The sequence below is a fragment of the Veillonella sp. KGMB01456 genome (assembly GCF_023051165.1).
Classification (GTDB): Bacteria; Bacillota; Negativicutes; order Veillonellales; family Veillonellaceae; genus Veillonella_A.
Genome location: NZ_JALKIG010000031.1, coordinates 1 through 25,583 on the forward strand (window position 1 = coordinate 1; position 25,583 = coordinate 25,583).

24 protein-coding genes and 1 pseudogene are annotated in these 25,583 nt (G+C 43.8%); 4 read left to right on the top strand and 21 right to left on the bottom strand.

Annotated elements, in window-relative coordinates; all coding sequences use genetic code 11:
* Nucleotides 1-161: 161 nt before the first annotated feature.
* The 19 genes from MXE28_RS08575 to MXE28_RS08665 form a co-directional block, all read right to left on the bottom strand.
* A complete protein-coding gene (locus tag MXE28_RS08575) occupies nucleotides 162-1,433 on the bottom strand; it encodes an O-acetylhomoserine aminocarboxypropyltransferase/cysteine synthase family protein (RefSeq protein WP_021841613.1) in 1,272 nt (423 codons plus the stop codon).
* Nucleotides 1,434-1,571: 138 nt separating this feature from the next.
* Nucleotides 1,572-2,531, bottom strand: coding sequence for a homoserine O-succinyltransferase (gene metA, locus MXE28_RS08580; protein WP_247240044.1), 960 nt, complete (start codon nucleotides 2,529-2,531; stop codon nucleotides 1,572-1,574).
* A 323-nt stretch (nucleotides 2,532-2,854) separates the two neighbouring features.
* On the bottom strand, nucleotides 2,855-2,980 hold the full coding sequence (locus MXE28_RS11580) for a hypothetical protein (RefSeq protein WP_264294629.1): 126 nt from the start codon (nucleotides 2,978-2,980) through the stop codon (nucleotides 2,855-2,857).
* A gap of 617 nt (nucleotides 2,981-3,597) precedes the next feature.
* A complete protein-coding gene (gene atpC, locus MXE28_RS08590; RefSeq protein ID WP_247240046.1) occupies nucleotides 3,598-3,921 on the bottom strand; it encodes an ATP synthase F1 subunit epsilon in 324 nt (107 codons plus the stop codon).
* 3 nt (nucleotides 3,922-3,924) lie between these two features.
* The gene (gene atpD / locus MXE28_RS08595) at nucleotides 3,925-5,349 is read right to left on the bottom strand and encodes a F0F1 ATP synthase subunit beta (protein WP_247240047.1); all 1,425 of its coding nucleotides are present in this window, start codon (nucleotides 5,347-5,349) and stop codon (nucleotides 3,925-3,927) included.
* A 31-nt stretch (nucleotides 5,350-5,380) separates the two neighbouring features.
* Nucleotides 5,381-6,247, bottom strand: coding sequence for an ATP synthase F1 subunit gamma (gene atpG, locus MXE28_RS08600; RefSeq protein WP_021841617.1), 867 nt, complete (start codon nucleotides 6,245-6,247; stop codon nucleotides 5,381-5,383).
* 3 nt (nucleotides 6,248-6,250) lie between these two features.
* Nucleotides 6,251-7,789, bottom strand: coding sequence for a F0F1 ATP synthase subunit alpha (atpA, locus tag MXE28_RS08605; RefSeq protein ID WP_021841618.1), 1,539 nt, complete (start codon nucleotides 7,787-7,789; stop codon nucleotides 6,251-6,253).
* Nucleotides 7,790-7,791: 2 nt separating this feature from the next.
* Nucleotides 7,792-8,358 (bottom strand): ATP synthase F1 subunit delta, encoded by a 567-nt coding sequence (gene atpH / locus MXE28_RS08610; RefSeq protein ID WP_156703915.1) that lies wholly within the window; start codon nucleotides 8,356-8,358, stop codon nucleotides 7,792-7,794.
* Between the two features lie 5 nt (nucleotides 8,359-8,363).
* Complete coding sequence (atpF, locus tag MXE28_RS08615; RefSeq protein WP_127058712.1) at nucleotides 8,364-8,855, bottom strand: F0F1 ATP synthase subunit B; 492 nt, start codon at nucleotides 8,853-8,855, stop codon at nucleotides 8,364-8,366.
* Between the two features lie 73 nt (nucleotides 8,856-8,928).
* Complete coding sequence (gene atpE / locus MXE28_RS08620; protein ID WP_247240048.1) at nucleotides 8,929-9,186, bottom strand: F0F1 ATP synthase subunit C; 258 nt, start codon at nucleotides 9,184-9,186, stop codon at nucleotides 8,929-8,931.
* A gap of 74 nt (nucleotides 9,187-9,260) precedes the next feature.
* A complete protein-coding gene (gene atpB / locus MXE28_RS08625; protein ID WP_127058710.1) occupies nucleotides 9,261-9,935 on the bottom strand; it encodes a F0F1 ATP synthase subunit A in 675 nt (224 codons plus the stop codon).
* Nucleotides 9,936-10,000: 65 nt separating this feature from the next.
* On the bottom strand, nucleotides 10,001-10,375 hold the full coding sequence (locus MXE28_RS08630) for an ATP synthase subunit I (protein ID WP_247240049.1): 375 nt from the start codon (nucleotides 10,373-10,375) through the stop codon (nucleotides 10,001-10,003).
* A 656-nt stretch (nucleotides 10,376-11,031) separates the two neighbouring features.
* Entirely contained in the window at nucleotides 11,032-12,177 is a 1,146-nt protein-coding gene (gene wecB / locus MXE28_RS08635) for a UDP-N-acetylglucosamine 2-epimerase (non-hydrolyzing) (protein ID WP_021841625.1), read from the bottom strand.
* Between the two features lie 83 nt (nucleotides 12,178-12,260).
* Entirely contained in the window at nucleotides 12,261-13,310 is a 1,050-nt protein-coding gene (locus tag MXE28_RS08640) for an MraY family glycosyltransferase (protein ID WP_021841626.1), read from the bottom strand.
* Nucleotides 13,311-13,334: 24 nt separating this feature from the next.
* Nucleotides 13,335-14,693 carry a PFL family protein gene (locus MXE28_RS08645; RefSeq protein WP_021841627.1) on the bottom strand — a complete coding sequence of 453 codons (1,359 nt, stop codon included), beginning with the start codon at nucleotides 14,691-14,693 and terminating at the stop codon, nucleotides 13,335-13,337.
* 8 nt (nucleotides 14,694-14,701) lie between these two features.
* Nucleotides 14,702-14,971, bottom strand: coding sequence for an ACT domain-containing protein (locus MXE28_RS08650; protein ID WP_021841628.1), 270 nt, complete (start codon nucleotides 14,969-14,971; stop codon nucleotides 14,702-14,704).
* 97 nt (nucleotides 14,972-15,068) lie between these two features.
* Nucleotides 15,069-16,751, bottom strand: a complete 1,683-nt coding sequence (locus tag MXE28_RS08655) for a phosphoglucomutase (RefSeq protein WP_021841629.1) — start codon at nucleotides 16,749-16,751, stop codon at nucleotides 15,069-15,071.
* A gap of 105 nt (nucleotides 16,752-16,856) precedes the next feature.
* A complete protein-coding gene (locus tag MXE28_RS08660; RefSeq protein WP_021841630.1) occupies nucleotides 16,857-17,765 on the bottom strand; it encodes a YitT family protein in 909 nt (302 codons plus the stop codon).
* Nucleotides 17,766-17,888: 123 nt separating this feature from the next.
* Nucleotides 17,889-18,845: a YitT family protein gene (locus tag MXE28_RS08665; RefSeq protein ID WP_021841631.1), complete on the bottom strand. Its 957-nt coding sequence runs from the start codon at nucleotides 18,843-18,845 to the stop codon at nucleotides 17,889-17,891.
* A gap of 182 nt (nucleotides 18,846-19,027) precedes the next feature.
* Here MXE28_RS08665 and ispE point away from each other — a divergent pair, with 182 nt between their 5' ends.
* The 3 genes and pseudogenes from ispE to MXE28_RS08680 all read left to right on the top strand — a co-directional run bounded on the left by ispE (nucleotide 19,028) and on the right by MXE28_RS08680 (nucleotide 22,647).
* Nucleotides 19,028-19,912 (top strand): 4-(cytidine 5'-diphospho)-2-C-methyl-D-erythritol kinase, encoded by an 885-nt coding sequence (gene ispE, locus MXE28_RS08670; protein WP_021841632.1) that lies wholly within the window; start codon nucleotides 19,028-19,030, stop codon nucleotides 19,910-19,912.
* Nucleotides 19,912-20,601 (top strand): GntR family transcriptional regulator, encoded by a 690-nt coding sequence (locus MXE28_RS08675; RefSeq protein WP_021841633.1) that lies wholly within the window; start codon nucleotides 19,912-19,914, stop codon nucleotides 20,599-20,601. Before ispE ends, MXE28_RS08675 begins: the two co-directional genes overlap by 1 nt.
* A gap of 544 nt (nucleotides 20,602-21,145) precedes the next feature.
* A pseudogene (locus MXE28_RS08680) lies at nucleotides 21,146-22,647 on the top strand (DASS family sodium-coupled anion symporter).
* Nucleotides 22,648-22,745: 98 nt separating this feature from the next.
* On the opposite strand, the gene MXE28_RS08685 reads toward MXE28_RS08680, so the two are convergent.
* Entirely contained in the window at nucleotides 22,746-23,732 is a 987-nt protein-coding gene (locus MXE28_RS08685) for a carboxymuconolactone decarboxylase family protein (protein ID WP_247240050.1), read from the bottom strand.
* A 110-nt stretch (nucleotides 23,733-23,842) separates the two neighbouring features.
* Complete coding sequence (locus MXE28_RS08690; protein ID WP_226974224.1) at nucleotides 23,843-24,325, bottom strand: flavodoxin; 483 nt, start codon at nucleotides 24,323-24,325, stop codon at nucleotides 23,843-23,845.
* A gap of 259 nt (nucleotides 24,326-24,584) precedes the next feature.
* On the opposite strand from MXE28_RS08690, the gene MXE28_RS08695 reads away from it, so the two are divergent.
* Nucleotides 24,585-25,469, top strand: coding sequence for a LysR family transcriptional regulator (locus MXE28_RS08695; RefSeq protein WP_226974223.1), 885 nt, complete (start codon nucleotides 24,585-24,587; stop codon nucleotides 25,467-25,469).
* The last annotated feature ends 114 nt before the right edge of the window (nucleotides 25,470-25,583 follow it).

Sequence of the window (25,583 nt, forward strand, 5' to 3'; positions counted from 1 at the left end):
TTTTACCGACCCCCAGTTTAACTGGGGGTTTTGTCATGCCTATTCGGCGTACAAAGAAAACCCTTGAGGAGCAATATTTCCTCAAGGGCTTAGTTAATTTTATTTTTTAATACCACCAGTACAAAGTAAAGGCGTATTCATTCTTAGCCGGATTTGTCGACTTAAACGTGTTCCAAAGCTTGTGCCAAATCATCGATTAAGTCCTCCACGTTTTCAATGCCCACGGAGATACGGATCATGTCCGGTGTTACGCCGGCCGCTTTTTGTTCTTCTTCATTAAGCTGCGCATGAGTTGTGCTGGATGGATGGATTACGAGGGATTTAGCATCACCTACGTTGGCCAAATTGGAGAAGATTTCAAGAGCATCTACGAATTTAATGCCTTCATCTTTGCCGCCTTTAATACCGAAAGTGAAGATAGAACCTACACCTTTTGGATAGTATTTATCAGCCAAGGCTTTGTATTTGCTGTCTTTCAATTCCGGATAGTTTACCCAAGCAACTTTTGGATGATTTACCAAGAAGTCGATGATTTTGCGCGTATTTTCAACATGACGTTCTACACGTAAGGATAAGGTTTCAACACCTTGTAAAATGAGCCATGCTGCAAGCGGTGTCAAAGCGGCACCGGTGTCGCGGAGCAACTGAGCACGTACTTTTACGGTGAACGGAATTGGAAGGTCTGCATATACGAGGCCATTGTAATGAACGTCACCGGCTACGAAATCAGGGTAACGACCGCTGGCTTTGTAGTCGAATTTACCGCTTTCAACGATAACACCGGCAATAGTTGTACCGTGACCGCCTAAGAATTTAGTGGCGGAGTGAACTACCACATCGGCACCATGCTCAATCGGACGAATGAGGTATGGGGTACCGAAAGTATTGTCTACGATAAGGATGATGCCGTGTTTATGGGCAATATCCGCCACTGCTTGAATATCGATAAGGTTGATGTTCGGATTGCCGATGGTTTCCACATAAATTGCTTTCGTGCGGTCATCGATGGCTTTTTCAAAACCGTCCAAATCATCAGGGTCTACAAATTTAGTAGTAATGCCAAAACGTGGCAAGGTAGAGCTGAATAAGTTATATGTGCCACCGTACAAAGTGGAGGCAGCGATGATGTTATCGCCGGTACCGGCCACGTTTTCAATAGCGTAAGTAATGGCTGCCGAACCGGAGCCTACGGATAAAGCACCGGCACCGCCTTCTAAAGCAGCTATACGTTTTTCAAGGACGTCGTTAGTCGGTGTACCGAGGCGGGAATAAATGGCACCCGGATCGCGAAGGGCAAAACGGTCAGCCGCTTGCTGTGCGTCTTTAAATACATAGCTTGTAGTTTGGTGAATCGGCACGGCACGGGCGCCTGTTTCGTCGATAACTTGACCTTCATGTAATTGGATTGTTTCGAATTTGTACTGTTTGCTCATAATAAAATCTCTCCTTTTCTCAACGTCGGTTTCTCACGCCGACAATCCCTTTATCTCTCTTTGTTTTATATATAGCAGCCGCTTGGGCTGTCGATACCATTTTTATTTCGACCAATTAAGCTTGGTCTTTACACTACTTTAAACAGCTTGTGTATGATTTTGATTGCGTTGCTGTTTCATTTTTTGAATCTGCTCAATTATGTACGGTGTTTCTTGGTATACATAATAGTTGAGCCAGTTTGTAAAAATCAGCGTTCCCATCGACCGCCAACGCACGATGGGCGCCTTCGTCGGGTCATCATTAGGATAATAATTTTCAGGAACATCGATGTCGAGTCCCAAGTTTTTATCCCGTTCATATTCCCGCTGTAAGGTATCCCTATCGTATTCCGAATGGCCAAACACAAAAATGTGTTTGTTGTCCAGACTACGAACTATGGCGGCACCGGCTTTGTCAGAGGCTGCTAAAATCTCTAATTCCGGATTGGCTTTGATCTCATCAACCGGTACCGTCGTGTGCCTTGAATGGGGCATGTAGAAAACTTCATCCATACCGCGAAGCAACATCGGCCTTTTATTAAGGACCTCGTTTTCAAAAACCCCGAATAACTTCGTCGGCAACAGTTCTTTGTCAATTCCGAAATGATAATACAGTCCCGCTTGAGCACCCCAGCAGATGTAGAGTGTCGAATATACATGATCCTCGCGCCAGTCCATAATGGCTGTCAGCTCTTGCCAGTAATTTACTTCTTCAAACGGCATCAGCTCAATGGGAGCGCCGGTTATAATCATACCGTCAAAATAGCGTTCTTTGATTTCATCGAAGGTTCGATAGAAGGAACTCAAATGATGTTCTGATGTATGGGCCGCTTTATGGCTTGCCATATGCAGCAAGGTAATGTCCAGTTGCAACGGCGTGTTACTTAATGCTCTTAGAATTTGCGTTTCCGTCACTTCTTTGGTCGGCATCAAGTTAACGATTAGAATTTGTAGTGGCCGAATATCTTGTGTTTCGGCTCTTGCCGTATCCATAACGAAGATGTTTTCTTCTGCCAATTTTTTTATGGCCGGTAAATCCTTCACTACCGTTATGGGCATTGTGCATCCCTCCTCCCTAAGTTCATCGTCTCTCATCTTTCTCAAACTTGTAAAACTCATTTCTCAGTGCCTAACAGATTCATTAACCAGCTACCCCTCCGAGCAACGGCCTCTCAACTCCGTTGTTCGTTTACAGCTGTTAAGACTATCAACATTTACCTAAGTTTACCGATATGCTTTACCGGTATGATGTTGGCTGATGTTTGGCGCGTATCGGTTACCTCTAAATTCGGTATAAAAAAACATCCTCCATTCACCGCTGTGAACAAGGACGTCTATAACGTGTTACCACCTTGATTTAGCAAAACCTCACGGCTCTGCCCTCAGCCGGTACGTCTTACAGTTGTAAGATTATACCGTGGCATTATAACGGTTGCATCCGCCGAGACTAAAGCTTGCGCATTCCACCTCGGATACTCCAAGACCATTTTCTTCGCATTCTTTTGCATCCCCTTCCACCTTACGGGACTCTCTGTGCCAACGCCCTGCGTTTACTTATCTCTTCATCGTCGATACTGTATGTTGATGTAGGCTATCGATGACTCGTTGTCGTTTCGATGTGATAACTATACCAATCATTCAAAAAGCTGTCAACAAGAGTTTTACGTCATTCTTTTCACAGTGGACACTTTGTAAGCAGTTTTACGTCATATTTCAAAGTGTATACTTAGTGCAATTTATGGCAAAAGTCAGCAATATAACTGAATCAAAAATATATAGGCTTAAAATCACAGCCCGCTGTTGCTATAGCCCTAAACTATAGCAAACCAAAATTAACAACTATAAATCAGTACACTCCTATAGTACTTTTGGGAGTATCTTTTCATCTTTTTTTTCCTCCCCGGACCGCCAATTTACTTTTTTGACCCTCTATTTTAATTCATAATTAAGCAATACAAACTTTATACTACATCAAAAAAGGGACTGCCGAAGCAGTCCCTAAATTGTATTTGTTTTTTTGTACTTACGCGTATGACTTATACTTTGTGCTTAACATCAATACGCAATAAGGAACGTTGTAGTGCGAGCTCAGCGCGATGGAAGTCTATGTCTGCATTTCTTGATTTCAAACGTTCTTCCGCACGTGCTTTAGCCCGTTTTCACGGTCTTCGTCGATTTCGTCAGGCAATTCGCAATTCGGCGTTACAATGGTAATTACATTGTTTTTAATTTCCATAAAACCGCCGAAGTTAGCCATAAACTGGCGCGTACCGTCCGGTAAATCGATGCGCAACGGTGCAATTTCAAGGGCTGCCACTAAATCGGCATGGCGCGGTAAAATACCGAGTTCGCCCAATTCAGTGCGCACTACCACAAATTTAACCTCACCCGAAAAGGCCTTTTTATCAGGGGTAATTACATCGAGATGCATGGTCTTGCCTTCACTCATGAACTATTCCCCCTTCTCCGTCAATTCCTTTCCTTTAGCAATGGCTTCATCAATGGTGCCTACCATGTAGAATGCATTTTCCGGTAAATCATCATGTTTACCTTCCAAGATTTCTTTGAAGCCGCGCAAAGTTTCTTTAAGCGGTACATACTTACCTGGCGAACCGGTAAATACTTCGGCTACGAAGAATGGCTGGCTGAGGAAACGTTGAATTTTACGGGCACGGGCAACGGTCAATTTATCTTCTTCCGACAATTCTTCCATACCGAGGATTGCGATAATATCTTGTAAATCTTTATATTTCTGCAATACTTCCTGTACGCCGCGGGCAATTTTATAATGTTCTTCGCCCAATACTAACGGATCCAAGATACGGCTGGTGGAGTCGAGCGGATCCACCGCCGGATAAATCCCAATTTCAGCGATGGAACGGGACAATACGGTGGTCGCATCCAAATGCGCAAACGTAGCAGCCGGAGCCGGGTCAGTCAAGTCATCGGCCGGTACATATACGGCCTGTACGGACGTAATGGAACCTTCTTTAGTGGAGGTAATACGTTCCTGAAGGGCCCCTACGTCATTGGACAAGGTTGGTTGGTAACCTACGGCCGACGGCATACGACCGAGCAACGCGGATACTTCCGAGCCGGCCTGAATGAAACGGAAAATGTTATCGATGAATAAGAGTACGTCCTGTTTCTGTACGTCACGGAAATATTCAGCCATGGTGAGGCCCGTTAAGCCTACACGCATACGCGCTCCCGGTGGTTCATTCATCTGGCCGTAAACCAATGCTGTTTTGGAAATAACGCCGGATTCCTTCATTTCGTTCCAAAGGTCATTACCTTCACGAGTACGTTCACCTACACCGGAGAATACGGAGTAACCGCCATGTTCCGTTGCGATATTATGGATTAATTCCATGATTAATACGGTTTTACCTACACCGGCACCGCCGAATAAACCGATTTTACCACCTTTTACATACGGCGCAATAAGGTCAACGACCTTAATACCTGTTTCTAAAATGGTGGTTTCCGGAGCTAAATCATCAAATTTAGGGGCCGGACGATGAATCGGCCACATTTCAGACGCCTTTACCGGCGTATCATCATGGTCAACCGTTTCACCAAGTACGTTAAAGATACGGCCAAGCACGCCATCACCAACCGGCACGGAAATAGGGGCTCCTGTGTCCACCGCTTCCATACCGCGAGTCAGGCCATCCGTAGAACTCATGGCAACGGCACGCACGGTGTCATCACCTAAGTGTTGCATTACTTCAACCACAATCACTTCGTCTTTGCCGGATTCGCTTGTTTTTTTAATATGAATTGCGTTGTAAATAGCCGGAAGCTCTCCCGCCGTAAAGAGAACGTCGACTACCGGTCCGATAACCTGTACAACTTTACCGATATTATTACTCATTTAAGAGGTCTCTCCTCCTTTGTAGTTATACCTATTGCAAGGCATTAGCACCACCGACAATTTCAGAAATTTCATTGGTAATGCCGGCTTGTCGTAATTTATTGTATTCCAAATTAAGTGAGCTGATTAAATCCCCTGCATTATCTGTTGCAGAAGTCATAGCCGTCATGCGAGCGCCAAGCTCACTGGCGGAAGCTTGCAATAAAGCGTTATACACAGTAATTTCCAAATATTTAGGCAACAATTGGTCATAAATAGTTTTTTCTGAAGGTTCATAAATATATAGCTCATTAAGCTCCCCTTCATGATGCGGTTCCGTGACAACCGGCAATAATTTCACGCTGGTCACGTTCTGCGTTAAGGAGTTTACGAAATGAGTATAAATCAAGATAACTTCGTCAACTTCGCCTTCTAAAAACAACTTAGATGCTTCATCTACAATTTGTTTAGCATGGCTGTATTCCGGTTTGTCGGAAAAACCTACATGAGAATTCGTTACCGGATACTGATGATACTTCAAGTAATCAGTCGGCTTACGACCAACCGTAATCGTCTCATACGTATCAGGTGCTTTTTCACGAGTTTCCTGTGCAAAATATTTAATCAAATTACTGGTATAAGCACCAGCTAAGCCTTTGTCGGCGCCAATCAGAATATATAAGGTTCGCGAAACCTCGCGTACCGCGGTTAACGGATAGGACGCCAACACCTCAGGTTCTAATGTAGCAGATACATTTGTGAGGATTTGACCTAACTTTTCTGCATATGGTTCCGTAGATTTTGCTTTGGCCTGTGCACGGCGCAATCGAGCAGACGCTACCATTTTCATGGCCTTCGTAATCTGCTGCGTATTCGTAACACTTTTAATGCGCTTACGTAAATCCTGTGCACTGCTCATCGCCTACGCCTCCTCAGAAGTAATCAAGTGATGGGAAGTACCAAAGGATTCAATGCATTCATTAATCGCTTTTATCAAAAGTTCTTCCGTATCTTTGTCTAAGATTCTGGATGTTTGAATATTCGTTAAAATTTCACTGTAGTTGCTGTGAACATAACGCAATAATTCATTCTGGAATGCAGGAACATCGGCTACTTCAATAGAGGCAAAGTAACCGTTAATGCCGGCATATAGACAAACTACCTGTTCTTCAACTTTAAGAGGTGAGTACTGAGGCTGTTTTAACATTTCTGTCAAACGTTCGCCGCGATCAAGCTGTGCTTTGGTCGATTTATCAAGGTCGGAGCCGAACTGAGCAAAGGCTGCCAACTCACGATATTGCGCCAAATCGAGACGCAATTTACCGGCAACTTGTTTCATCGCTTTAATCTGGGCGCTACCGCCTACACGGGATACAGACAAACCTACGTCAACAGCCGGACGAATCCCGGAGTAGAACATATCGGTGCCAAGGAAAATCTGACCATCCGTAATGGAAATTACGTTCGTAGGAATATAAGCGGATACGTCACCGGCTTGCGTTTCAATAATCGGCAAGGCCGTAATGGAACCGCCGCCCAATTCATCAGATAATTTAGCAGCTCGTTCTAACAAACGAGAGTGTAAATAAAATACGTCCCCTGGATATGCTTCACGTCCCGGTGGACGACGAAGTAACAAACTCATGGCACGATAAGCCGCTGCCTGTTTGGATAAATCATCATATACACAAAGTACATGTTTGCCCTGGTACATGAAATGTTCACCCATGGCAACACCCGCATACGGAGCAATATACTGCATAGGAGCGCCTTCAGAGGCACCGGCCGATACTACGATAGTGTAATCCATAGCGCCGGCTTCCTGTAATTTCTGTACTACACGAGCTACGGTAGATTCTTTCTGACCGATAGCCACATAAATACAGATTACATCCTGACCTTTTTGATTCAAAATGGTATCGATGGCAATCGCCGATTTACCGGTACCGCGGTCACCGATAATAAGTTCACGCTGGCCACGACCGATAGGTACCATGGCGTCGATTGCTTTCAAACCGGTTTGCAACGGTTCAAATACGGATTTACGATCCGCAATGCCCGGTGCCGGGTATTCAATTGGTCGATGATCTTCTGCCGTAATGGATCCCTTGCCGTCAATCGGCTGACCCAAGGCATTAACTACACGACCGATAAGTTGTTCACCTACAGGAACCTGCATGATACGACCTGTACGGCGTACCTGGTCCCCTTCTTTAATAAGGAAATCATTACCTAACAATACAGCCCCTACGTTATCTAATTCGAGGTTCTGTACCATCCCATAAACACCATGAGGTAATTCTAACAATTCACCTGCCATGGCCTTTTCAAGACCGTAAATATGCGCAATACCGTCACCTACTTCGAGTACGGTACCCACATCATCAACGTTAAGTTCCACATCATAGTCCTGAATCTGCTGTTTAATTATGGCAGTAATTTCTTCAGGCTTCATTTTCATACTTAACCATTCACCCCAATCTCTGTTGTATCGGACTTAAGCAAATATTTCTTTAAATCCTCCATACGACGCATCAAACTTGCATCAATACGCGTATCACCAATTTGGATAATAAAGCCGCCCAGAATGGTTGGGTCCACTTTGATTGTAAAAATATATTGCTTACCCGTAATCGCTTTTAATTTATCGGCCAACTGCGTATAAATCTCGTCCGGCATTGCTTCACTCACTGTAACAGTGGCGGAGAAAATGCCACGTGCTTCCCGTGCTTTGTTAATAAACTCAGCAATGGCAGACTGAATATACCGTATGCGTCCGCGTTTGACCATAACAAATAAGGTGTTAAGTGCCATCGTATTAATGGCTTCACCGAATATTTTGGCCAAAACATTGCATTTTGCCTCTGCATCGAGGGCCGGGTACAACAATAAGGTGCCTAATTCAGGCTGCGTATCCATAACTTCTTTTACGTAGGAAAGATCCGTTTCCATTTGTTCCAGAATTTGCTGTTCCTGCGCCAATTCAAAGATAGCGGTACTGTATTTATCTGTTACAATGTCTACGCTCATACCAATCACCCTAATGCTTTACTGTCAAGCTTTTCAATGGCTTCTTTAACAAGGTCCACATTGGCTTGACTATCCATATTCTTAGCAACAATTTTGCCGGCAATGGCCATAGAAAGTGAAATCATATCTTCACGCATTTTTTCCATAGCTTTTGCTTGTTCACGGGCAATTTCGTTACGAGCTTCTTCTTTTTCACGTACTAGCTGTTCTTTTAATTCCTTAATTTGAGCCTGCGTATTCCGTTCAGCCAATTGGGCTGCCTTTTCAACAATCGCTTGAGCTTCTTTACGAGCATTGGCTAATTGTGCTTCATACTCTTTTTTGGTAGCTTCCGCAGAATCCAAAGTAGCCTGTGCATTCGCCAAATCGCCTTCAATCTTCTTGCGACGGGCTTCCATCACACCGACTAAAGGTTTAAACGCAAATTTTGCTAAAATAGCAACTAAAATAAAGAAATTGATAAATTGAACCAGCAATGTACCGTTTATTTCTACCAACGGCGTAACCCCCTCTTAAACTTGGAATTATAACTTGCCTTCTTATGTCTGTTCAATTTAATAAAGAACCGAATTATAATTTACCAACGATAACATCAGTAAATACAAGTACGATGGCGATAACGGTAGCAATGATAGGAATAGATTCGATCAAACCGATGGAAATAAATAAATTAGTCATAATCTTACCGGCCATTTCAGGCTGACGAGTCATACCTTCAAATGCTTTACGAACTGCCAATGCATCACCAATAGCTGCTGCGATCGCTGCCAAACCTGCCACTAAACAAGCACTGAATACACTTACTGACAACAAAATTGCTTTTTCCATAATAAAATCCTCCTAGAAAATGTTACGAATACAACCTGAGATACTCAAAATAATGGTTGGTAATACCGTGGTGATTAATGTTCCTCATCGTTGATTGCCATACCCAAGTATGACGTCACGAGAATTGTAAAAACGAAGGCCTGAATAACGCCGACAAATAAGCTGAATACGAGCCAAATAATCGGTGTCAAATACGGTGCCAAACCGTTTAACAACTCTAATACAATTTCACCTGCTACAATGTTGCCGAATAGACGAAAGCTGAGCGTCACCGGCTTAGAGATTTCTTCCATGATGTGGAAGATAACAAATACGGCAAAGGGCTGAAAGAAATGCTTAAAATAAGACGGTCCTTTCATCTTTGCCCCAATAACCCAAATACTCACTGAGCTGGCCAAGGCCAGACCTAAGGTCGTATTTAAATCGTTAGTAGGCGATGTCAAAATATGGGGACTCGGTATCAGCCCCAATTCATTACTTACTAAGATAAAAACAAAGAAAGTAAATAGTAGCGAACTTACCTTACTAAAGTGTTTACCTAAAGGACCTTTTAATTGACTTCCAATAGCTTCTAAAATAAACTCAACTACATTTTGTACGCCTGATGGAACCATATTAACCTGCCGTGTAGCAAAAAAGGCAACGACTATAATAATAGCAAACACTACCCAAGTCATATAGATAGTATCCATATTAAAAGCCATGCCCCACATGTGAACGACGTCATGAGTCCCGGTATGTAATTCCATAAAGTTCACCTCCTTTCGCCTATATTGCTACCCCATTACTCTATCGAAATTTTGATTAATACACATTAAATCACATTGGGACTATCCGCTTGGTTATACCGGATGCGTTCGTATATCGTCAACGGACGCCATAGCATCAAGCCCAACATATATGGTACAAACGGAAAATTCTCAAATAAATAAACGGCCAGCAAGGTGCCGATGGCGACCAGCGTAATACGAATTAAAGTACCCAGCTTAGTCGCTTTTTCAATAGTACGTAGTTCTTTATGGCGAAGTTTATAAACCCATAAACCTAAAATCAATAAATATAATAAATTAATAGCACAACCCCAAACCCAGCCTAAAATGTATCTCTCGTAATCAAAGACTTCTAATAATAATGTAGATGCTACGGTTACCACGATAAGGTAACAAGTCATACGTTTTACAAAATCCAAGAATACCTCCACGATTAAGCCCCCTCACGACACAACCCGAAGATACAAGGAGTACAGGCCTCCTAATCCTCCTACTAGCCCTCCTATCAGCGTAAACCATGGTGACGCATCAAACAGATAGTCTAAGCCACGGCCTATAGCCAGACAGCCCAGAATGCTGACCAACAGGGAGAAACCTGCCGATAAGGCCACATTCAGTGCTTTTAGTGTGGTTGGATCGAGTCGCTTCATTGGAATCACCTTCTTTGTGATGGTTAAAACGGGGAAACTATGAATACTACTAATCTCTAACTTCTTTATTATAACAAAATTCAACTTTCACTAAATTATAACATTTTGTCATACGTTTAGCCAATATACCTATAACAAGTATACTTTTATCCAATTTTCTTATTATAAAAATTATTAATGAATTCAATTTTTAAAACAATATAAGTTTCAAGCTGTTCATCGATTCTTTTTTCGTTTTTAATTATAATTCATCACTAATCTTTTTATTATATTTAAGAATGTTGTGTATACTTTTTACGAATACAAGGACCGTTTTTTCAAAGTTTTTAGTAAAAAAACGGCCTTACGAGCGGTAGATACATTAGCTGATATATATAACTGAGGGCGTTAATAACATCAGCTATTTACTACCTAAATACTATAAATTAATAACCGAAACGGCTCGGTTTTTTACCGCTATGCAAAAATTCAAAGCGCAGTGCTTCAACAATACGATTGGACGCAACACCGTCACCATACGGATTTACGGAGTTGGCCATCACATCATAAGCATCTTTATCCGCCAATAATCGATGGGCTGTATCATAGACCGTATTTTCATCAGTCCCTACCAGGCGTACTGTTCCGGCCGTTACCGCTTCCGGACGTTCCGTTGTATTGCGAAGTACCAATACCGGTTTGCCCAAAGCCGGTGCTTCTTCTTGAATCCCGCCGGAATCGGTCATCAATAAGTAAGAACGAGCCATTAAATTGGCAAACGGTTCATATTCGAGCGGATCGATTAAGTGAACGCGTTCTACATCACCCAATACTTCTTTAACAATTTTACGAACTTTCGGATTTTTATGTACCGGGAATACGACTTCAATATCATCAAATTCATCGACCAAGCGGTGAATGGCTTGATATACATGACGCATCGGTTCACCGAGGTTTTCACGACGATGGGTCGTTACGAGCACAATACGACGATTTTTATAATCTAAATTATTAAGCAAATCTTCTTCAAATTGGTAGTTATCTTTAACCGTAGTCTGAAGGGCATCAATAACGGTATTGCCGGTCACATATAAATGAGCCGAACCGATATTTTCTTTCATCAAGTTCTTTTCCGCACTGGAAGTCGGCGCAAAGTGATAGGTTGCCAAAGACCCGGTCAATTTGCGGTTCATTTCTTCAGGGAACGGTGAGTAAATATTACCCGTTCTGAGGCCGGCTTCTACATGGCCTACCGGAATTTCCTGATAAAAAGCGGCTAACGCGCCGGCAAAAGTAGTTGTCGTATCACCATGAACGAGTACTACATCAGGTTTTGCTTCTTTTAACACATCCTTTAGCCCTTCTAAGGCTCTGGTTGTCACATCATATAAAGTTTGGCCCTGACTCATGATGTTCAAATCATAGTCCGGCGTAATCGCAAATAAATCCAAAACCTGATCGAGCATTTCACGATGCTGTGCCGTTACCGTCACAATCGCTTCCATATCCGGAGCAGCTTGTAAAGCCTTAACTACCGGCGCCATCTTAATCGCTTCGGGACGGGTCCCAAAAATTGTCATAACTTTCAACATGTAATAATACCTCCCATGATTAGCCAGCCTACATACCCTGTATGCTACGAAGGCGCTTGTACAAGCGTACAAGCGCACCTATATTAATGTCTATTTGCTGCTCTATTTTCCTCGGCAATGACTTCATCTTTCGCAATCATCCCCAATTTAGTTGCAATAAACACGCAAACACACAAAATAGCCAACACTATAATAATGCCGACCAATATATTTACTTTTGCCAACAAAATAGCTACATAGCCCAACAACGCCGTAACGGCATACATCAACAATACAGCTTGTTTTTGCGACAAGCCGAGTGCCAACAGGCGATGATGCATATGGCCTTTATCCGGTTTAAATACCGGTCGGCCGTTAATCTTACGACGAATGATGGCAAAGGTAGTGTCTAAAATAGGCAGGCCTAATACAATTACCGGTACTACCAACGAAATGGTGGCGGCCGTTTTTACGGCACCCATAACGGAAATTGTGGCCATTGTATAGCCCAATAACATACTGCCCGTATCACCCATGAAGATTTTTGCAGGGTTGAAATTGTAACGCAAGAAACCGAGCGCCGCACCGGCCAAAGCCAACGCAACGCACGCTAAGTCAACCTGGCCCATTTGCCACAAAATTGTGAAAATAGTCAGGCTTGAAATCAATGAAATGCCGGCTGCCAAACCGTCAAGACCATCTATAAGGTTTACAATATTCGTAAAGCCTACAATCCAAAAGATGGTAAGCGGTATCGACAAAAAGCCCAAGTAGAACACATGACCCCAAGGATTGGTAATAAATTCAACCTGGTTACCAAAGGCCACGACTACAACCGCCGCTAAAATTTGACCTGTTAATTTTGTTTTTGGACCAATTTGCTTCACATCGTCCCAAATACCGACACCCACAAGCACAACGGAACCCAATAAGAGTCCCATTACGGCCTGCAAATCTTTTACGGTATAGAGGACCGAAACAATATAGCCTATAAAGATGGCCAAGCCACCTAAGCGAGGAATGGAACCGTGATGCACCTTACGCGCATCCGGCTTATCCATAGCCCCAATGTTAATCGCCAACCTTTTAATCAGCGGTGTAATCGCAAACGAGATGACCAACGCCACCACGAATGCCCACACGTACACCGTCATTACCGCACCTCCTCGTGCTCGTTCTTAGTTCGTAAGACTGCGTACAGGTGCCGGAATTCGTCCACCGCGCTGGATAAACTCTTCCGCCCCAAACGGACTTACTTCAATGATTGGGCAATAGCCCAATAAGCCGCCGAATTCAACCATTTCGCCCACAGTTTTACCCGGAACCGGAATCAAACGAACAGCTGTTGTTTTATTATTAATCATGCCAATAGCCGCTTCATCGGCAATAATTGCCGAAATAGTAGCTGCCGATGTGTCCCCCGGTACGGCGATCATATCAAGCCCTACAGAGCACACACAGGTCATGGCTTCTAATTTTTCTAAACTTAAACTGCCTACGGATACGGCATCAATCATGCCTTTATCTTCACTTACAGGGATAAACGCACCGCTGAGACCGCCTACATGAGACGATGCCATGAGCCCGCCTTTTTTAACCGCATCATTCAACAAAGCTAATGCCGCCGTGGTGCCATGAGCCCCACAAGAGGTAATGCCCATTTCTTCCAAAACATGCGCTACCGAATCACCTACAGCAGGCGTAGGCGCCAAGGATAAATCGATAATCCCGAACTGCTTACCCAAACGCCGCGACGCTTCCTGAGCCACCAATTGACCTACGCGCGTAATCTTGAAAGCCGTACGTTTAATCGTTTCCGCCACTTCGTCAAAAGGTCGTCCCCGTACTGCTTCTAAGGCATGCTTAACAACGCCCGGTCCGCTGACACCGACGCTAATCGTCGTATTGCCTTCCGTAACACCATGGAAGGCACCGGCCATAAACGGGTTGTCTTCAACAGGATTACAAAAAATAACAAGCTTAGCACAACCGAAAGCATCACGGTCCGCTGTAAGTTCGGCTGTTTGTTTAACAATACGACCCATTTCTGCTACGGCATCCATATTGATGCCCGCTTTAGTGGAACCGATACCTACAGAACTGCATACTAAATCAGTCGTCGCCAAGGCTTCCGGAATGGACGCAATTAAACGACGGTCGCCATCGGTATAACCTTTACTTACCAAGGCAGAAAAACCGCCGATAAAGTTAACACCCACAGCTTTGGCTGCTTTATCCAAGGCTTTGGCTACGGGCACATAATTGATTAAATCACTACCCGCCGCCACAAGTGAAATCGGCGTAACAGATACGCGCTTATTAATAATCGGCACACCGTATTCGCGCTCAATGGCTTCACCGGTGGCTACCAAGTGTTCCGCTTCTTTAGTAATATGATCATAAATACGATCACAAAGGGTATTGCCGTCTACGGCTGTACACCCCAATAAACTGATGCCCATCGTAATGGTACGAACATCCAATTTATTGTCATGAATCATCTGGTTGGTTTCGAGGATATTTTCAATACTTAACATATCATCACCTACCCTATACGATGCATGCTGAGGAAGATATCCGCATGTTGCGCCTGAATCTGAACGCCCAAAGCTTCCCCTTCAGCTTTCAAAGCTGCCTGCACTTTAGGTAAAGCTGTCTGATCCTTAGCTTCACACATCATAATCATGTTAAACATACCGTCTAAAATCGTCTGGTTAATCGATACAATATTTACATCGTTCTCAGCCAATACGGTAGCTACACGCGCAATAATACCTACTCGGTCTACCCCTACTACGGTTACAACTACTTTCATGCGATTCACCTTTCCCTTATACCTACATTATCAGTACTCTCTAATTTCAATGATGTTATATTATACCACAATTCGTGGCGCAATACCATATAGACTGCTAGCGGGACGTTACTTCATCAACCAATTCCTGACCGGCTTTCAAAAGTTGTGCCAACGCCTCATCACCTTGGAATGTTTCTGCATACACCTTATACAAGTCTTCCGTGCCGGACGGGCGGGCTACCAAAAAGCTATTGGCCGTCGTAATGCGCAATCCGCCGATAGCATAGTCACCATACAGCGAGGTAGTGCGAATATCTTCAATCGCTTCACCGGCAAGCTCCGTAGCCGTCACATCACTCGATTGTAATTGACTCAACCGTTCCTTCGCAGCCTTACTGCAAGGAGCATCAATGCGTTCAAACACGGGATCGCCGTAACGTTTCGTAAGGAATGTATAGAGAACATCCGGCGTCAGGCCATTGGTAACGGCAAACATTTCCATGGCCAAGAGGCCCATAATGATACCGTCTTTATCCGTGGTCCAAACCGTACCATCTTTTTTGAGGAACGAAGCACCGGCACTTTCTTCGCCGCCGATACCGATGGTGCCGTCAAATAACAGCGAAGAAAAATACTTAAAGCCTACCGGCACTTCATACACTTTAATGCCGTTATCGCTACAGAATTTATCCACCATCTGAGTCACAACGGCGGTTTTCCCAAAACCTTTACCCTGCCAACTGCGATTCAAGAACAGATACGCGCCGGCTGCCACCAAGAAGTGATTTGGTGCCATAAGGCCATCTTGCGTAACAATACCGTAACGATCGTAGTCAGGATCATTTCCCACGGCCAAATCATAATCACCGATTTTGGCAATCACATCCGCCATGGCATATTCGGAGGAGCAATCCATACGCACAACCCCATCATGGTCATAAGGCATAAAGCTAAACGTCGGGTCGTACTCATTGTTAATAATATCTAAATCAAGGCCATACTCTTCGCTGATGGCTTCCCAATATTCCATGCCGCTGCCGCCGAGAGCATTGATGAGCACTTTAGGTTTTGCTTTACGAATGGCATCCATGTTAATCACATCAGCCAACTCTTTAACATAAAGACCTTTGTAATCATATTCCCATTGCAACGCCGAATCAATTTCATCGATGGCCACCCGACGAATACCTTCACCGCCGTTTTGCAAATATTCATTAGCCTTATTTTCAATCCACTTCGTCACCGTCGTATCAGCGGGGCCGCCGTTAATCGGATTGTATTTGATGCCGCCCTGGTCCGGCGGATTATGGGACGGTGTAATGATGATGCCGTCCGCTTTGCCGTGACCTACTTTTTCTTTTAAAAAGTCCGGCACAAAGGCAATTTTCTCTTGTTTATCAATAATTTCATTGTAACGAATGATGGCACGCGAAACACTCGGAGTCGGTACAAAGCCATTTTCACCGTCTACCGCCGCCACTACACCATTGGCAGCCAGTACTTCGAGAACCGTTTCCAACGCCGGTTCCGACAACGCATGCGTATCATGCCCGACGAAGCAAACGCCGGTGGCACCAAACTCCTTACGCCCGTCACAAATAGCCTGTGCAATGGCTGCCACATGAAGCTCATTAAAACTGCCCGCTAACGATTTACCGCGATGACCGGATGTACCGAAAGAAATGCGCTGTTCCGGTTTGTCATAATCCGGTTTTTGGTTATAATAGGCTTCAATTACCGCCTCTAAGTTAATCAAATCTTCCGGACGAACCAATTTACCTGCTAATTCATGTGCCATAGTGCAGCCTCCAATTGTATTGAATATACTGTAAAATTCCTTAAAATCAGGAACGACTATCTACTAAAATATAAACGTTTAACTTTCATGTATCGCCAAACTCATTTAATCATTCATTTCAACCTGAGCCCGAACACGCTCAATGGCTTGTTGCGTGGCTGCTGAAGATTTAATGGAAAAACCGCGGCCAATAACTTCAGCCACATCGGTAACCATGAGGAACGCCGTGGGGTCTTCTTTTTGCACCGCTTCTTTCAACTTCGCCACCTGCATGAGACTGACTACAACCAGAATCACTTGCTTATGCTGATGTGTGTAGGCCCCTTCACCATTTAGAATCGTAGCCCCGCGACCGAATTGATACAAAATCAAATCACAAATCTTGTATGGTTTATAGGAAATAATAAATACCGCTTTACGCTGACTGAAGCCGACTACTACACGGTTCGTAATCATGGCCGCAATATAAATGCATACCAACGTAATGGCCGCCGCTTCCACACTGATTATGAAGCTGGCCACAAAGAGAATCACACAGTTGATACCCAGTGATACACTCCCCATTTGTAGCCCGTAATACTTACGAATAATCAACGCAATGGGATCAAGGCCGCCCGCATTACCGCCGGACCGATAAATAGTCCCCATGCCGAGACCGGTAAAAATCCCGCCTAAAATAGCGCCTACCAACGGGTCCGTCGTCAAATGATACACGTTCATAAAACTAAACGCATTAATCATGAACGATGAAACAACCGTACCGAAGATGGTAATCATTAAATGCCAATGACCGAGCCAACGATAGGCCGCATACAAAATCGGAATATTTAAAATTAAGTTCAATGTACCGATTTGAATACCCGTTAAGTAATATAACATCAACGCAATGCCGCTGATACCGCCACTTACGAGCTTATGAGGTACAATAAACGAATTGACCCCGAAGGAAAACAGCATCGTCCCGAACGTCACCAAAATCATGACCTTTATCGTTGTACGCCAGTCTTTTTCCATGTTGCTCCCCCTATTCTCTGTTGTCAAAAATCTGACTCACTCATCTCTCAATTCCTAGTAAAACTACATCAAAACTATATTAAACCTCTGCAAAGTATCAGCCCGGCCTTTGCCATAGCGGACTTACGCTTTATGTTCGCCTGTTCCGCTCGGTTCTTCCGGCAACGCATCACTCATAGCACCGGTCTGCACGGACCGCTCAATGGCGGCATTCACCGTAGCCGGCGTAGCCAACGGAATGGTAAAACCTTGTCCGATAACTTCCGCCGCATCGGATAAAATCATGAAGGCCGACGGATCTTCTTTTTGCACGGCCGCTTTCAACTTTGCCACCTGCATAAGGCCTACAACTACCAAAATAACCTGTTTGTGCTGATGCGTGTAAGCGCCTTCACCGTTTAAAATCGTGGCGCCACGACCGATTTGGTGAATAATAACATCACAGATTTTATACGGACACGTGGAAATAATAAAAATAGCTTTGCGCTGATTAAAACCAACTACTACTTTGTTGGTAACCATAGCTTGTACATAAATGCTTACCAACGTAATCGCCGCCGCTTCCACACTGATTACTATAGCCGCTGCGACTAAAATAACAAAGTTGATGCCAAAAATAATACTGCCCATCTGAAGGCCGTAATATTTGCGAATAATCATGGCAATCGGATCAAGGCCGCCCGTATTACCGCCGGAGCGATACACGATGCCAAGACCGAGACCGCATAAAATACCACCGAGCAACGATCCAATCAAAGGATCCTGCGTCATATGATAATCGGCCATAAATTCAAAGACGTTGATTAAGAGGGAAATTACCGCCGTTCCGAAGATGGTAATCATCAAATGCAAACGGCCCAGCCAGCGATAGGCAGCCCAGAGTATCGGTAAGTTAAGCAAGAGATTCAAAGTACCGACCTGAATTCCCGTCAGATAATAAAGCATTAATGCGACACCGCTTAAGCTACCGGATACCAACTTGTGTGGTACAATAAAAGCATCAAGCCCTATGGCAAAAATTAATGAACCGATGGTCGTCATAACTATGGCGTTTACGGTTTGACCCCACTTGAACTGCATAGTTCCTCCTAGAAAAATTGAAATTTGTCCGTTAATAGCGTATAATTTATAGTTAAATATAGAAGCTATTAAGGTATAATATATCTATGTTCATCTTAACCTAACCAACTTATAATTTCAACTAGATAATTAACCGATAAAAGCGAGTAATCTATCCATTCATCACACAAAGGAGGATATCCATGGAGCAACTTAGCTTCAGCAAAATTAACATCGGTTTAGCTATTCTCAATAAGCGCGATGACGGGTATCACAATATCGATACTATTTTCCAATCCATTTATTTGGGTGATTCTATTTATTTTGCCAAACATCATTCCGTCGTTTTCTCCGGTTCCGCACCGGAATTACCTCAATACATGAACGACATGATGGCCTATGACGAAACAAACTTGGCCATGAAAGCTTTGCGGGCCGTGCAAACCTATACGGGTTGCACTACCGGCGGCGCCATCCACTTATTAAAACGCGTACCACCTGCAGCGGGACTTGGCGGTGGCAGCTCCGATGCGGCCGCTATGCTCTTGGGGCTCAATAAATTCTGGGACCTGCGCCTTACCGACGACGAACTCATGACCCTCGCTAACGGCCTCGGTTCTGATGTACCGTTCCTCATGAAGGGCGGCACGGCGCGTGGTAAAGGACGCGGCGAAGAACTGAGCTACTTGCCGACCGGCAGACCTCATTGGCTCCTCGTGGTAAAACCGGAATTATCCATATCCACCGCGGCGGCTTATAGTCGTTTTAACAATGAATCGCAATTTAACAGCCAAACTATCGATGCCGTTGAAAAAGCCATTAACGACGGCGACATCAAAGAGGCTATGAAGGTCAGCGGCAATACCTTTGAAGAATTAATTTTCCCGCTTCATCCGGAACTCGAAAGTTGCAAGAAATTTTTCACTGACCGCGGTTATACCACTATCATGACCGGCAGCGGTCCTACCATGGTCGTTTATCTCGATGCGGCTCGCGAAGCACTGACGTTGCAAGAGGAAATTAAAGCGGCCGGCCACAATTGGCTTTCCTTAATTACTAAAACCCACGGCAAGGAGGCTTTAGCCTAATGAACAAAGATCTAGGACGTTTACAACCAATCGTATTAAACTCTTACAAACCGCTTCGTGAAGTTGTATGTGAAACCTTGCGTCAAGCCATTCGCGACGGTGTTTTCAAACCGGGCGAACGATTAATGGAAGTGCCTTTGGCCGAAGAATTAGGGGTAAGCCGTACACCGGTGCGCGAAGCCATCCGTAAGTTGGAATTGGAAGGCTTTGTTGTTATGATTCCCCATCGCGGCACCTATGTAGCCGACATTTCGTTAAAAGACGTAACACAAGTATTTGAAATCCGCTCCGCCCTTGAAGAATTGGCAGCCCAATTAGCGGCGGAGCGCATCACACCGGATGAGATTGAGTTTTTAGAACGCATGCTCGTCGAAATCGGTACCTTTATGGAAGAAAAAAATATGGACAAAGTGGTGGAAGCGGACATTAACTTCCACGAAGTACTCTATAAAGCATCCCGTAACGAACGTCTCGTGGAAATCATCCACAATTTACGCGAACAAACCTTGCGCTTCCGTACCATGTCGATGAATCAACCGGGGCGTTTGGTAAAAACCTGGGAAGAGCATCGCCTGCTCGTTGAAGCCATTGCCGATCGCAATCCGGCGCAAGCCCGTGAAATTGCCCGCATCCACATGGAGCATTCCGAACAAGCCTTATTAAAAGGAATGAACATCGATAAGCAATAATTTTTTGACGAATCGTGTATTCATAATGAGATATGCAGTATGCAGGCCAATAAAACAATTAAGGGTTATCAACAACAGATTAGCCACTAATAATAGCCAATTAACTTTGAATTCTCTATTATTTAGCCATATTGTTTATAATCCATCATTAACTACTTATTTGCCAACAGCATGAATTCGCCAATTCTCTTTCATTAACAAAATACTATAATAAAAAACCTCCTGTTATAGGAGGTTTTTTACATTTCGTGTATTTTCGACTAAATTTAAACAGTTCGATGAAGGAATTCCCACTGTATTGTCGAAATCTTATAGTAACAACACAATGTGTATTTATTGAGTATCGTGTTGTTTTACAACAGAAAAAAGAGAGTTCTTAATTGCTCTAAATCCTTCGCAAAACATCCGACCGATTTGTTTTGCGACACTTATTTTATGAGTAATTTGGCATTATTTTCGACTTTATTATTTTTCTTCATTAATGTTTATCGTCAGAGTTTATTATTAATATGAATAAACTCTTCCCAAAAGGAGATGATGAATCATGAGTACACAGACAACTCCGGCGGCAACACCACCAACTTCGAGTTATCCAAAAAGTAAATTAATCGGTCTTATTCTCAGTTTTGCTGTATTAATCGGTATTTTATGCTACCGACGCCAAGCGACTTATCCACGGCCGGACACCGCATGATTGGCATCTTGTTCTTCGCCATCGTGCTTTGGATTAGCAGTGCCGTATCCTATCCGGTAAGCGCCACCATGTTAACAGCTTTGACAGCAGTTTTATTGGGGACGGCACCTAATATCGACGCACCGACCAAAATTCTCGGCACCAGCAATGCGCTAAAAATCGCCATTTCCGGTTATTCCACACCAGCTTGGGCTTTAGTGGCAGCAGCCATGTTCATTTCCATGTCCATGACCAAAACCGGCCTTGACCGACGTATTGCGCTAAACGTATTATCCCGTATCGGTACTAAAACGAGTCACATTTACATTGGCGTTATTTTCACCGGTTTTATCTTGTCCTTCTTCGTACCGAGTGCGACAGCCCGTCTCGCCTGCTTAATTCCGATTATCCTTGGTATTTTGGACAGCTTAGGCATCAATCGTCAAAGTAAGCTCGCCGCCCTTCTCGTTATCGGCGCTACCCAGGCGGATACCCTCTGGAACATCATGGTACAGACTGCAGCCGCACAGAACTTGGTTGCTGTCGGCTTTATTTCTTCGCAGTTGAACGCAACTGTATCTTGGCTTGACTGGTTGCTCGCAGCTGCCCCTTATTCCTTAGTAATGATTGTAATCTACTACTTCTTATCCATGTGGCTCCTAAAGCCGGATGAACATGATTTGGAAGGTTCTCAAAAAGAATTACAGCAACATCTACAGAACCTCGGTCCTATGACCTTCAACGAAAAGAAATTACTGGCTCTTTCCGTTATCTTGCTCGGTTTCTGGGCTACCGGCGGTCATTTGCACAAATATGATACAACCACCACAACCATCGTAGCGATTGCCTTATTCTTAATGCCGGGTATCGGTATTATCGACTGGAAATATGCTCAAAGCCGTATCGATTGGGGTTCCATCGTTATGTTCGGCGCCGGCATCAGCCTTGGCAGTGCACTTCTGAAAACAAAAGCCGCTACGTGGCTCGCCAACGCGTTCATTCACATGTTTGCCCTTGAAACATTGTCTATATTCGCACTCTTGGCAACGATTACCCTCTTCTTGATTATGATTCACTTAGGTTTCGCTTCGGCCACCGCTTTATCTTCGGCCATGATTCCAATTGTAATCTCTATCGTAACGGCTGTTAACATGCCGGGCATTAACCCAATCGGCCTTACGGTAATCGCGCAGTTCTCCATCTGCTTCGGTTTCATCTTGCCGGTTAACTCACCTCAAGGCATGGTATCCTACAGTTCCGGCACCTACGAAGTAAAAACCTTCATGAAAACCGGTATTCCGATTACCATCATCGGCTACATTATGTTACTCATTTACGCAGCCACTTACTGGCACTGGATTGGTTTCGTATAAAACCAGATATAGAAATCAAATTCAATTAATTGCGTAATAAACAACAAACCCCGCTCCGAAATTCCGGAGCGGGATTTTTAACATTCTAAGCCTTTATATTATTTGTGTTCCCACTTAAGGTCTTTATATTCCGCATCAGAAACAGGTTCCATCCAGGTCACCGATACTCCTTCTTTTTGTACCGTCATGGCTAAATGAGAGAAGTAGCTGTCTGCCGTAGCACCGTGCCAGTGTTTGATTTCCGGTGCAATATATACCACATCGCCGGCCGCTAAAGCTTGCGCCGGTTTACCGGCTTCTTGGTACCAACCTTTACCGCCCACTACGACGAGAATCTGACTGGCCCCATGATGAACATGCCAATCGTTACGACTGGTAGGTTCAAAGGTTACATTATGAATGCCCACTTCTTCGCTATTTAGCGGTGCCAACCAGCTTTTACCGCTGAAATATTGAGCATAGCCTTCATTAAAAGCACCGGCCGGGAACGGCGATACATTATTTTCATCATGAACAGCCTTGGAAATTGCTTTAAGCTGTGCATCAGTCACGCCATTATGCTTAGCAATGCCGCGATGTGCATTTAATTGCGAATCCACATCGGAAAGAGCTTCCAATGCCGCTACCGTAACAATTTCACGTTCACGCCAGTTCAACACATCAGAAGCAAAAATATCGCCAAACAAGTGACTCTTCAAATACTGATCAGACGCCGGTGCAAAATCAAAGAGTGCCCCTTTTACTTCACCGCCTACCAATTCAGTCTGCGTCTTCGTGCCTTCCGCCATAGCGTCAGCCCCTAAAATAGTTTTAGCAGCTGCCTTGCCTTCTTCCGTCGCCACGCCGTTAGCATTACGTTCATTTACGGTATTCATCAATACATTCAAGGCATTTAAGCTTCTTGGAAAACCGGTATAGGCATATAACTGTACCATAGCGTCCTTGACTTCATTAACTGTCAGACCTTTATCCAACGCTTCATTAACAGCGTCTTTCAATTTTGCCTGATCGCCGGTTGCCGTATATTTACTGATTGTTACTAACTGCATTTCTTTATTGGATAATTCTTGTGTATTTTCTGCCATTACGCTCATTCCTCCTACTTGTAAACTCATGCAAAGCAATCCCAAAACTGCCATTTTACTAATTCGCTTTATACGTTTCAAATGTTTTACCCCTCTCTCTAACAGCTCTTTTATTTGCCTAAATTATACGATTCGGACCACTGTTTCAATTCATCTTTTGATGTATGGACTGAAAAACGATGACCTTCTTTTAATACGGCGCCCACACAGGATGGGCTCAAAGCTTCATTGGTTTTGCCCATAGCACTGCCACCGGACGTAGCAAACGGAATAACCACCACATCGGTTAAATCAAAGCTTTCTAAGAATGTATTAATAATCGATGGTGCCCGATACCACCAGATTGGGAAACCTACATATAAAACATTATATTTCATATCAGGTAACGGCTTTTGAATGGCCGGACGAGATGACATATCCGCCATTTCTACCGATGAACGGCTCTGCTTATTCGTCCAATTCAAGTCGGCTGTCGTATAAGCAACTTCCGGTTTAATTTCATATAAATCCGCGCCAATCGCTTCCGCTAAATTTTGTGCCACCTGTTTAGTCGTGCCGGTAACACTGAAATAAGCAACTAATGATTTACTCATAGTTAAACATCTCCTTTAGATACTATTATTTAATACGTTACATTTCGTACACTACATTTGGCACACTACATTTGATACACGCTTCTTAAAAATTTTCTTAAGCTCTCTTCTTGAGCTGTCTACATTGTAACCCCTTCTCAATTTTATGACTAGCAGTTATTAGTTCTTATTTACCATCGTTTTTAGGAATGGTAAAATAAAAGTACATATATTGAACGCTTTTTAAAAAGTATGAAAACTTCGCTGAAAGGAGACTATCATGATAGAAACGCGATTATTAGTATACTTCTTAACTATCGCTCAAGAAGAAACTATCAGTAAAGCGGCGGAAACGCTGCATATTACTCAGTCCACCTTATCCAAACAGATGAAGGACTTAGAAGATCAACTGGGCAAAGTGCTCTTTATTCGCGGTAAACGTAAAATAACACTCACCGAAGAGGGGCGTTACCTACAGCAACGGGCACGGGAAATCGTTGATTTAGTGAGCGCTACCGAAGGTGCTTTAAAAGAGGACACAGAGCTTTTAAACGGCAATATCTACTTTGGTTGCGGCGAAACCCATCACATGAAAGACATCACTCAGTGCTTCAAAAACTTACAAGAAATATATCCGCAAATTCACCTGCACTTATATTCCGGGGACCACACCGTTGTTATGGACCGACTCGACAAGGGCTTATTAGACATCGGCCTCGTAGTAGAGCCTAACTTCCGTGAAGGCTACGATTACTTTTACATTGGTCGCAGCGATAGAAGCGTCCTCCTTATGCGCCAGGACGATTCACTGACTCAAAAGACCGAACTTCAAAAAGAAGAACTGAAAGAGTTGCCCCTGATTCTATCCCGCCAAGGCTTCGCCAATCCGGTCGATTATGAACTTTTTGGCACCAGCCGTTCCAATCTGAACATTGTGGCCACCTATAATTTAATCAATAATATGCTGTTCCTCGTTGATCAAGGCTTGGGCTACGCGGTTACCTTGAGCGGCCTTTTACCACCCCATCATCCTACCCTTACCTATCGCCCCATCGTGCCGACCCTCGAGAATAAATGGTACCTCGTAACCCCGTCGCACAGACTCTTCTCACCAACAGTGACACGGTTTTTAGACGAGTTGAAAAAATTCTTTGGCACAAAATAAGCAAAAAGAAAGGGGCTGTAACGAAATACGCCCTTAAAAACAATAATGCGGTTTGAAGATAGGCTTATAGGACAAAAAGTGTGTGTGGCTTTTTTAAATTAATCCCAATAAATT

Excerpts from the sequence above, each read along its gene's own strand:
- MXE28_RS08685 (WP_247240050.1), bottom strand. The coding sequence starts at position 23,732 with ATGGCAGAAAATACACAAGAATTATCCAATAAAGAAATGCAGTTAGTA.
- ispE (WP_021841632.1), top strand. The coding sequence starts at position 19,028 with ATGGAGCAACTTAGCTTCAGCAAAATTAACATCGGTTTAGCTATTCTC.
- atpC (WP_247240046.1), bottom strand. The coding sequence starts at position 3,921 with ATGAGTGAAGGCAAGACCATGCATCTCGATGTAATTACCCCTGATAAA.
- MXE28_RS08655 (WP_021841629.1), bottom strand. The coding sequence starts at position 16,751 with ATGGCACATGAATTAGCAGGTAAATTGGTTCGTCCGGAAGATTTGATT.
- MXE28_RS08675 (WP_021841633.1), top strand. The coding sequence starts at position 19,912 with ATGAACAAAGATCTAGGACGTTTACAACCAATCGTATTAAACTCTTAC.
- atpE (WP_247240048.1), bottom strand. The coding sequence starts at position 9,186 with ATGGAAAAAGCAATTTTGTTGTCAGTAAGTGTATTCAGTGCTTGTTTA.
- MXE28_RS08660 (WP_021841630.1), bottom strand. The coding sequence starts at position 17,765 with ATGGAAAAAGACTGGCGTACAACGATAAAGGTCATGATTTTGGTGACG.
- atpB (WP_127058710.1), bottom strand. The coding sequence starts at position 9,935 with ATGGAATTACATACCGGGACTCATGACGTCGTTCACATGTGGGGCATG.
- MXE28_RS08690 (WP_226974224.1), bottom strand. The coding sequence starts at position 24,325 with ATGAGTAAATCATTAGTTGCTTATTTCAGTGTTACCGGCACGACTAAA.
- wecB (WP_021841625.1), bottom strand. The coding sequence starts at position 12,177 with ATGTTGAAAGTTATGACAATTTTTGGGACCCGTCCCGAAGCGATTAAG.
- metA (WP_247240044.1), bottom strand. The coding sequence starts at position 2,531 with ATGCCCATAACGGTAGTGAAGGATTTACCGGCCATAAAAAAATTGGCA.
- MXE28_RS08645 (WP_021841627.1), bottom strand. The coding sequence starts at position 14,693 with ATGTTAAGTATTGAAAATATCCTCGAAACCAACCAGATGATTCATGAC.
- atpA (WP_021841618.1), bottom strand. The coding sequence starts at position 7,789 with ATGAAAATGAAGCCTGAAGAAATTACTGCCATAATTAAACAGCAGATT.
- atpG (WP_021841617.1), bottom strand. The coding sequence starts at position 6,247 with ATGAGCAGTGCACAGGATTTACGTAAGCGCATTAAAAGTGTTACGAAT.
- MXE28_RS08650 (WP_021841628.1), bottom strand. The coding sequence starts at position 14,971 with ATGAAAGTAGTTGTAACCGTAGTAGGGGTAGACCGAGTAGGTATTATT.
- MXE28_RS08695 (WP_226974223.1), top strand. The coding sequence starts at position 24,585 with ATGATAGAAACGCGATTATTAGTATACTTCTTAACTATCGCTCAAGAA.
- MXE28_RS08575 (WP_021841613.1), bottom strand. The coding sequence starts at position 1,433 with ATGAGCAAACAGTACAAATTCGAAACAATCCAATTACATGAAGGTCAA.
- atpD (WP_247240047.1), bottom strand. The coding sequence starts at position 5,349 with ATGAGTAATAATATCGGTAAAGTTGTACAGGTTATCGGACCGGTAGTC.
- MXE28_RS08665 (WP_021841631.1), bottom strand. The coding sequence starts at position 18,845 with ATGCAGTTCAAGTGGGGTCAAACCGTAAACGCCATAGTTATGACGACC.
- MXE28_RS08640 (WP_021841626.1), bottom strand. The coding sequence starts at position 13,310 with ATGACGGTGTACGTGTGGGCATTCGTGGTGGCGTTGGTCATCTCGTTT.
- MXE28_RS11580 (WP_264294629.1), bottom strand. The coding sequence starts at position 2,980 with ATGCAAAAGAATGCGAAGAAAATGGTCTTGGAGTATCCGAGGTGGAAT.
- atpH (WP_156703915.1), bottom strand. The coding sequence starts at position 8,358 with ATGAGCGTAGACATTGTAACAGATAAATACAGTACCGCTATCTTTGAA.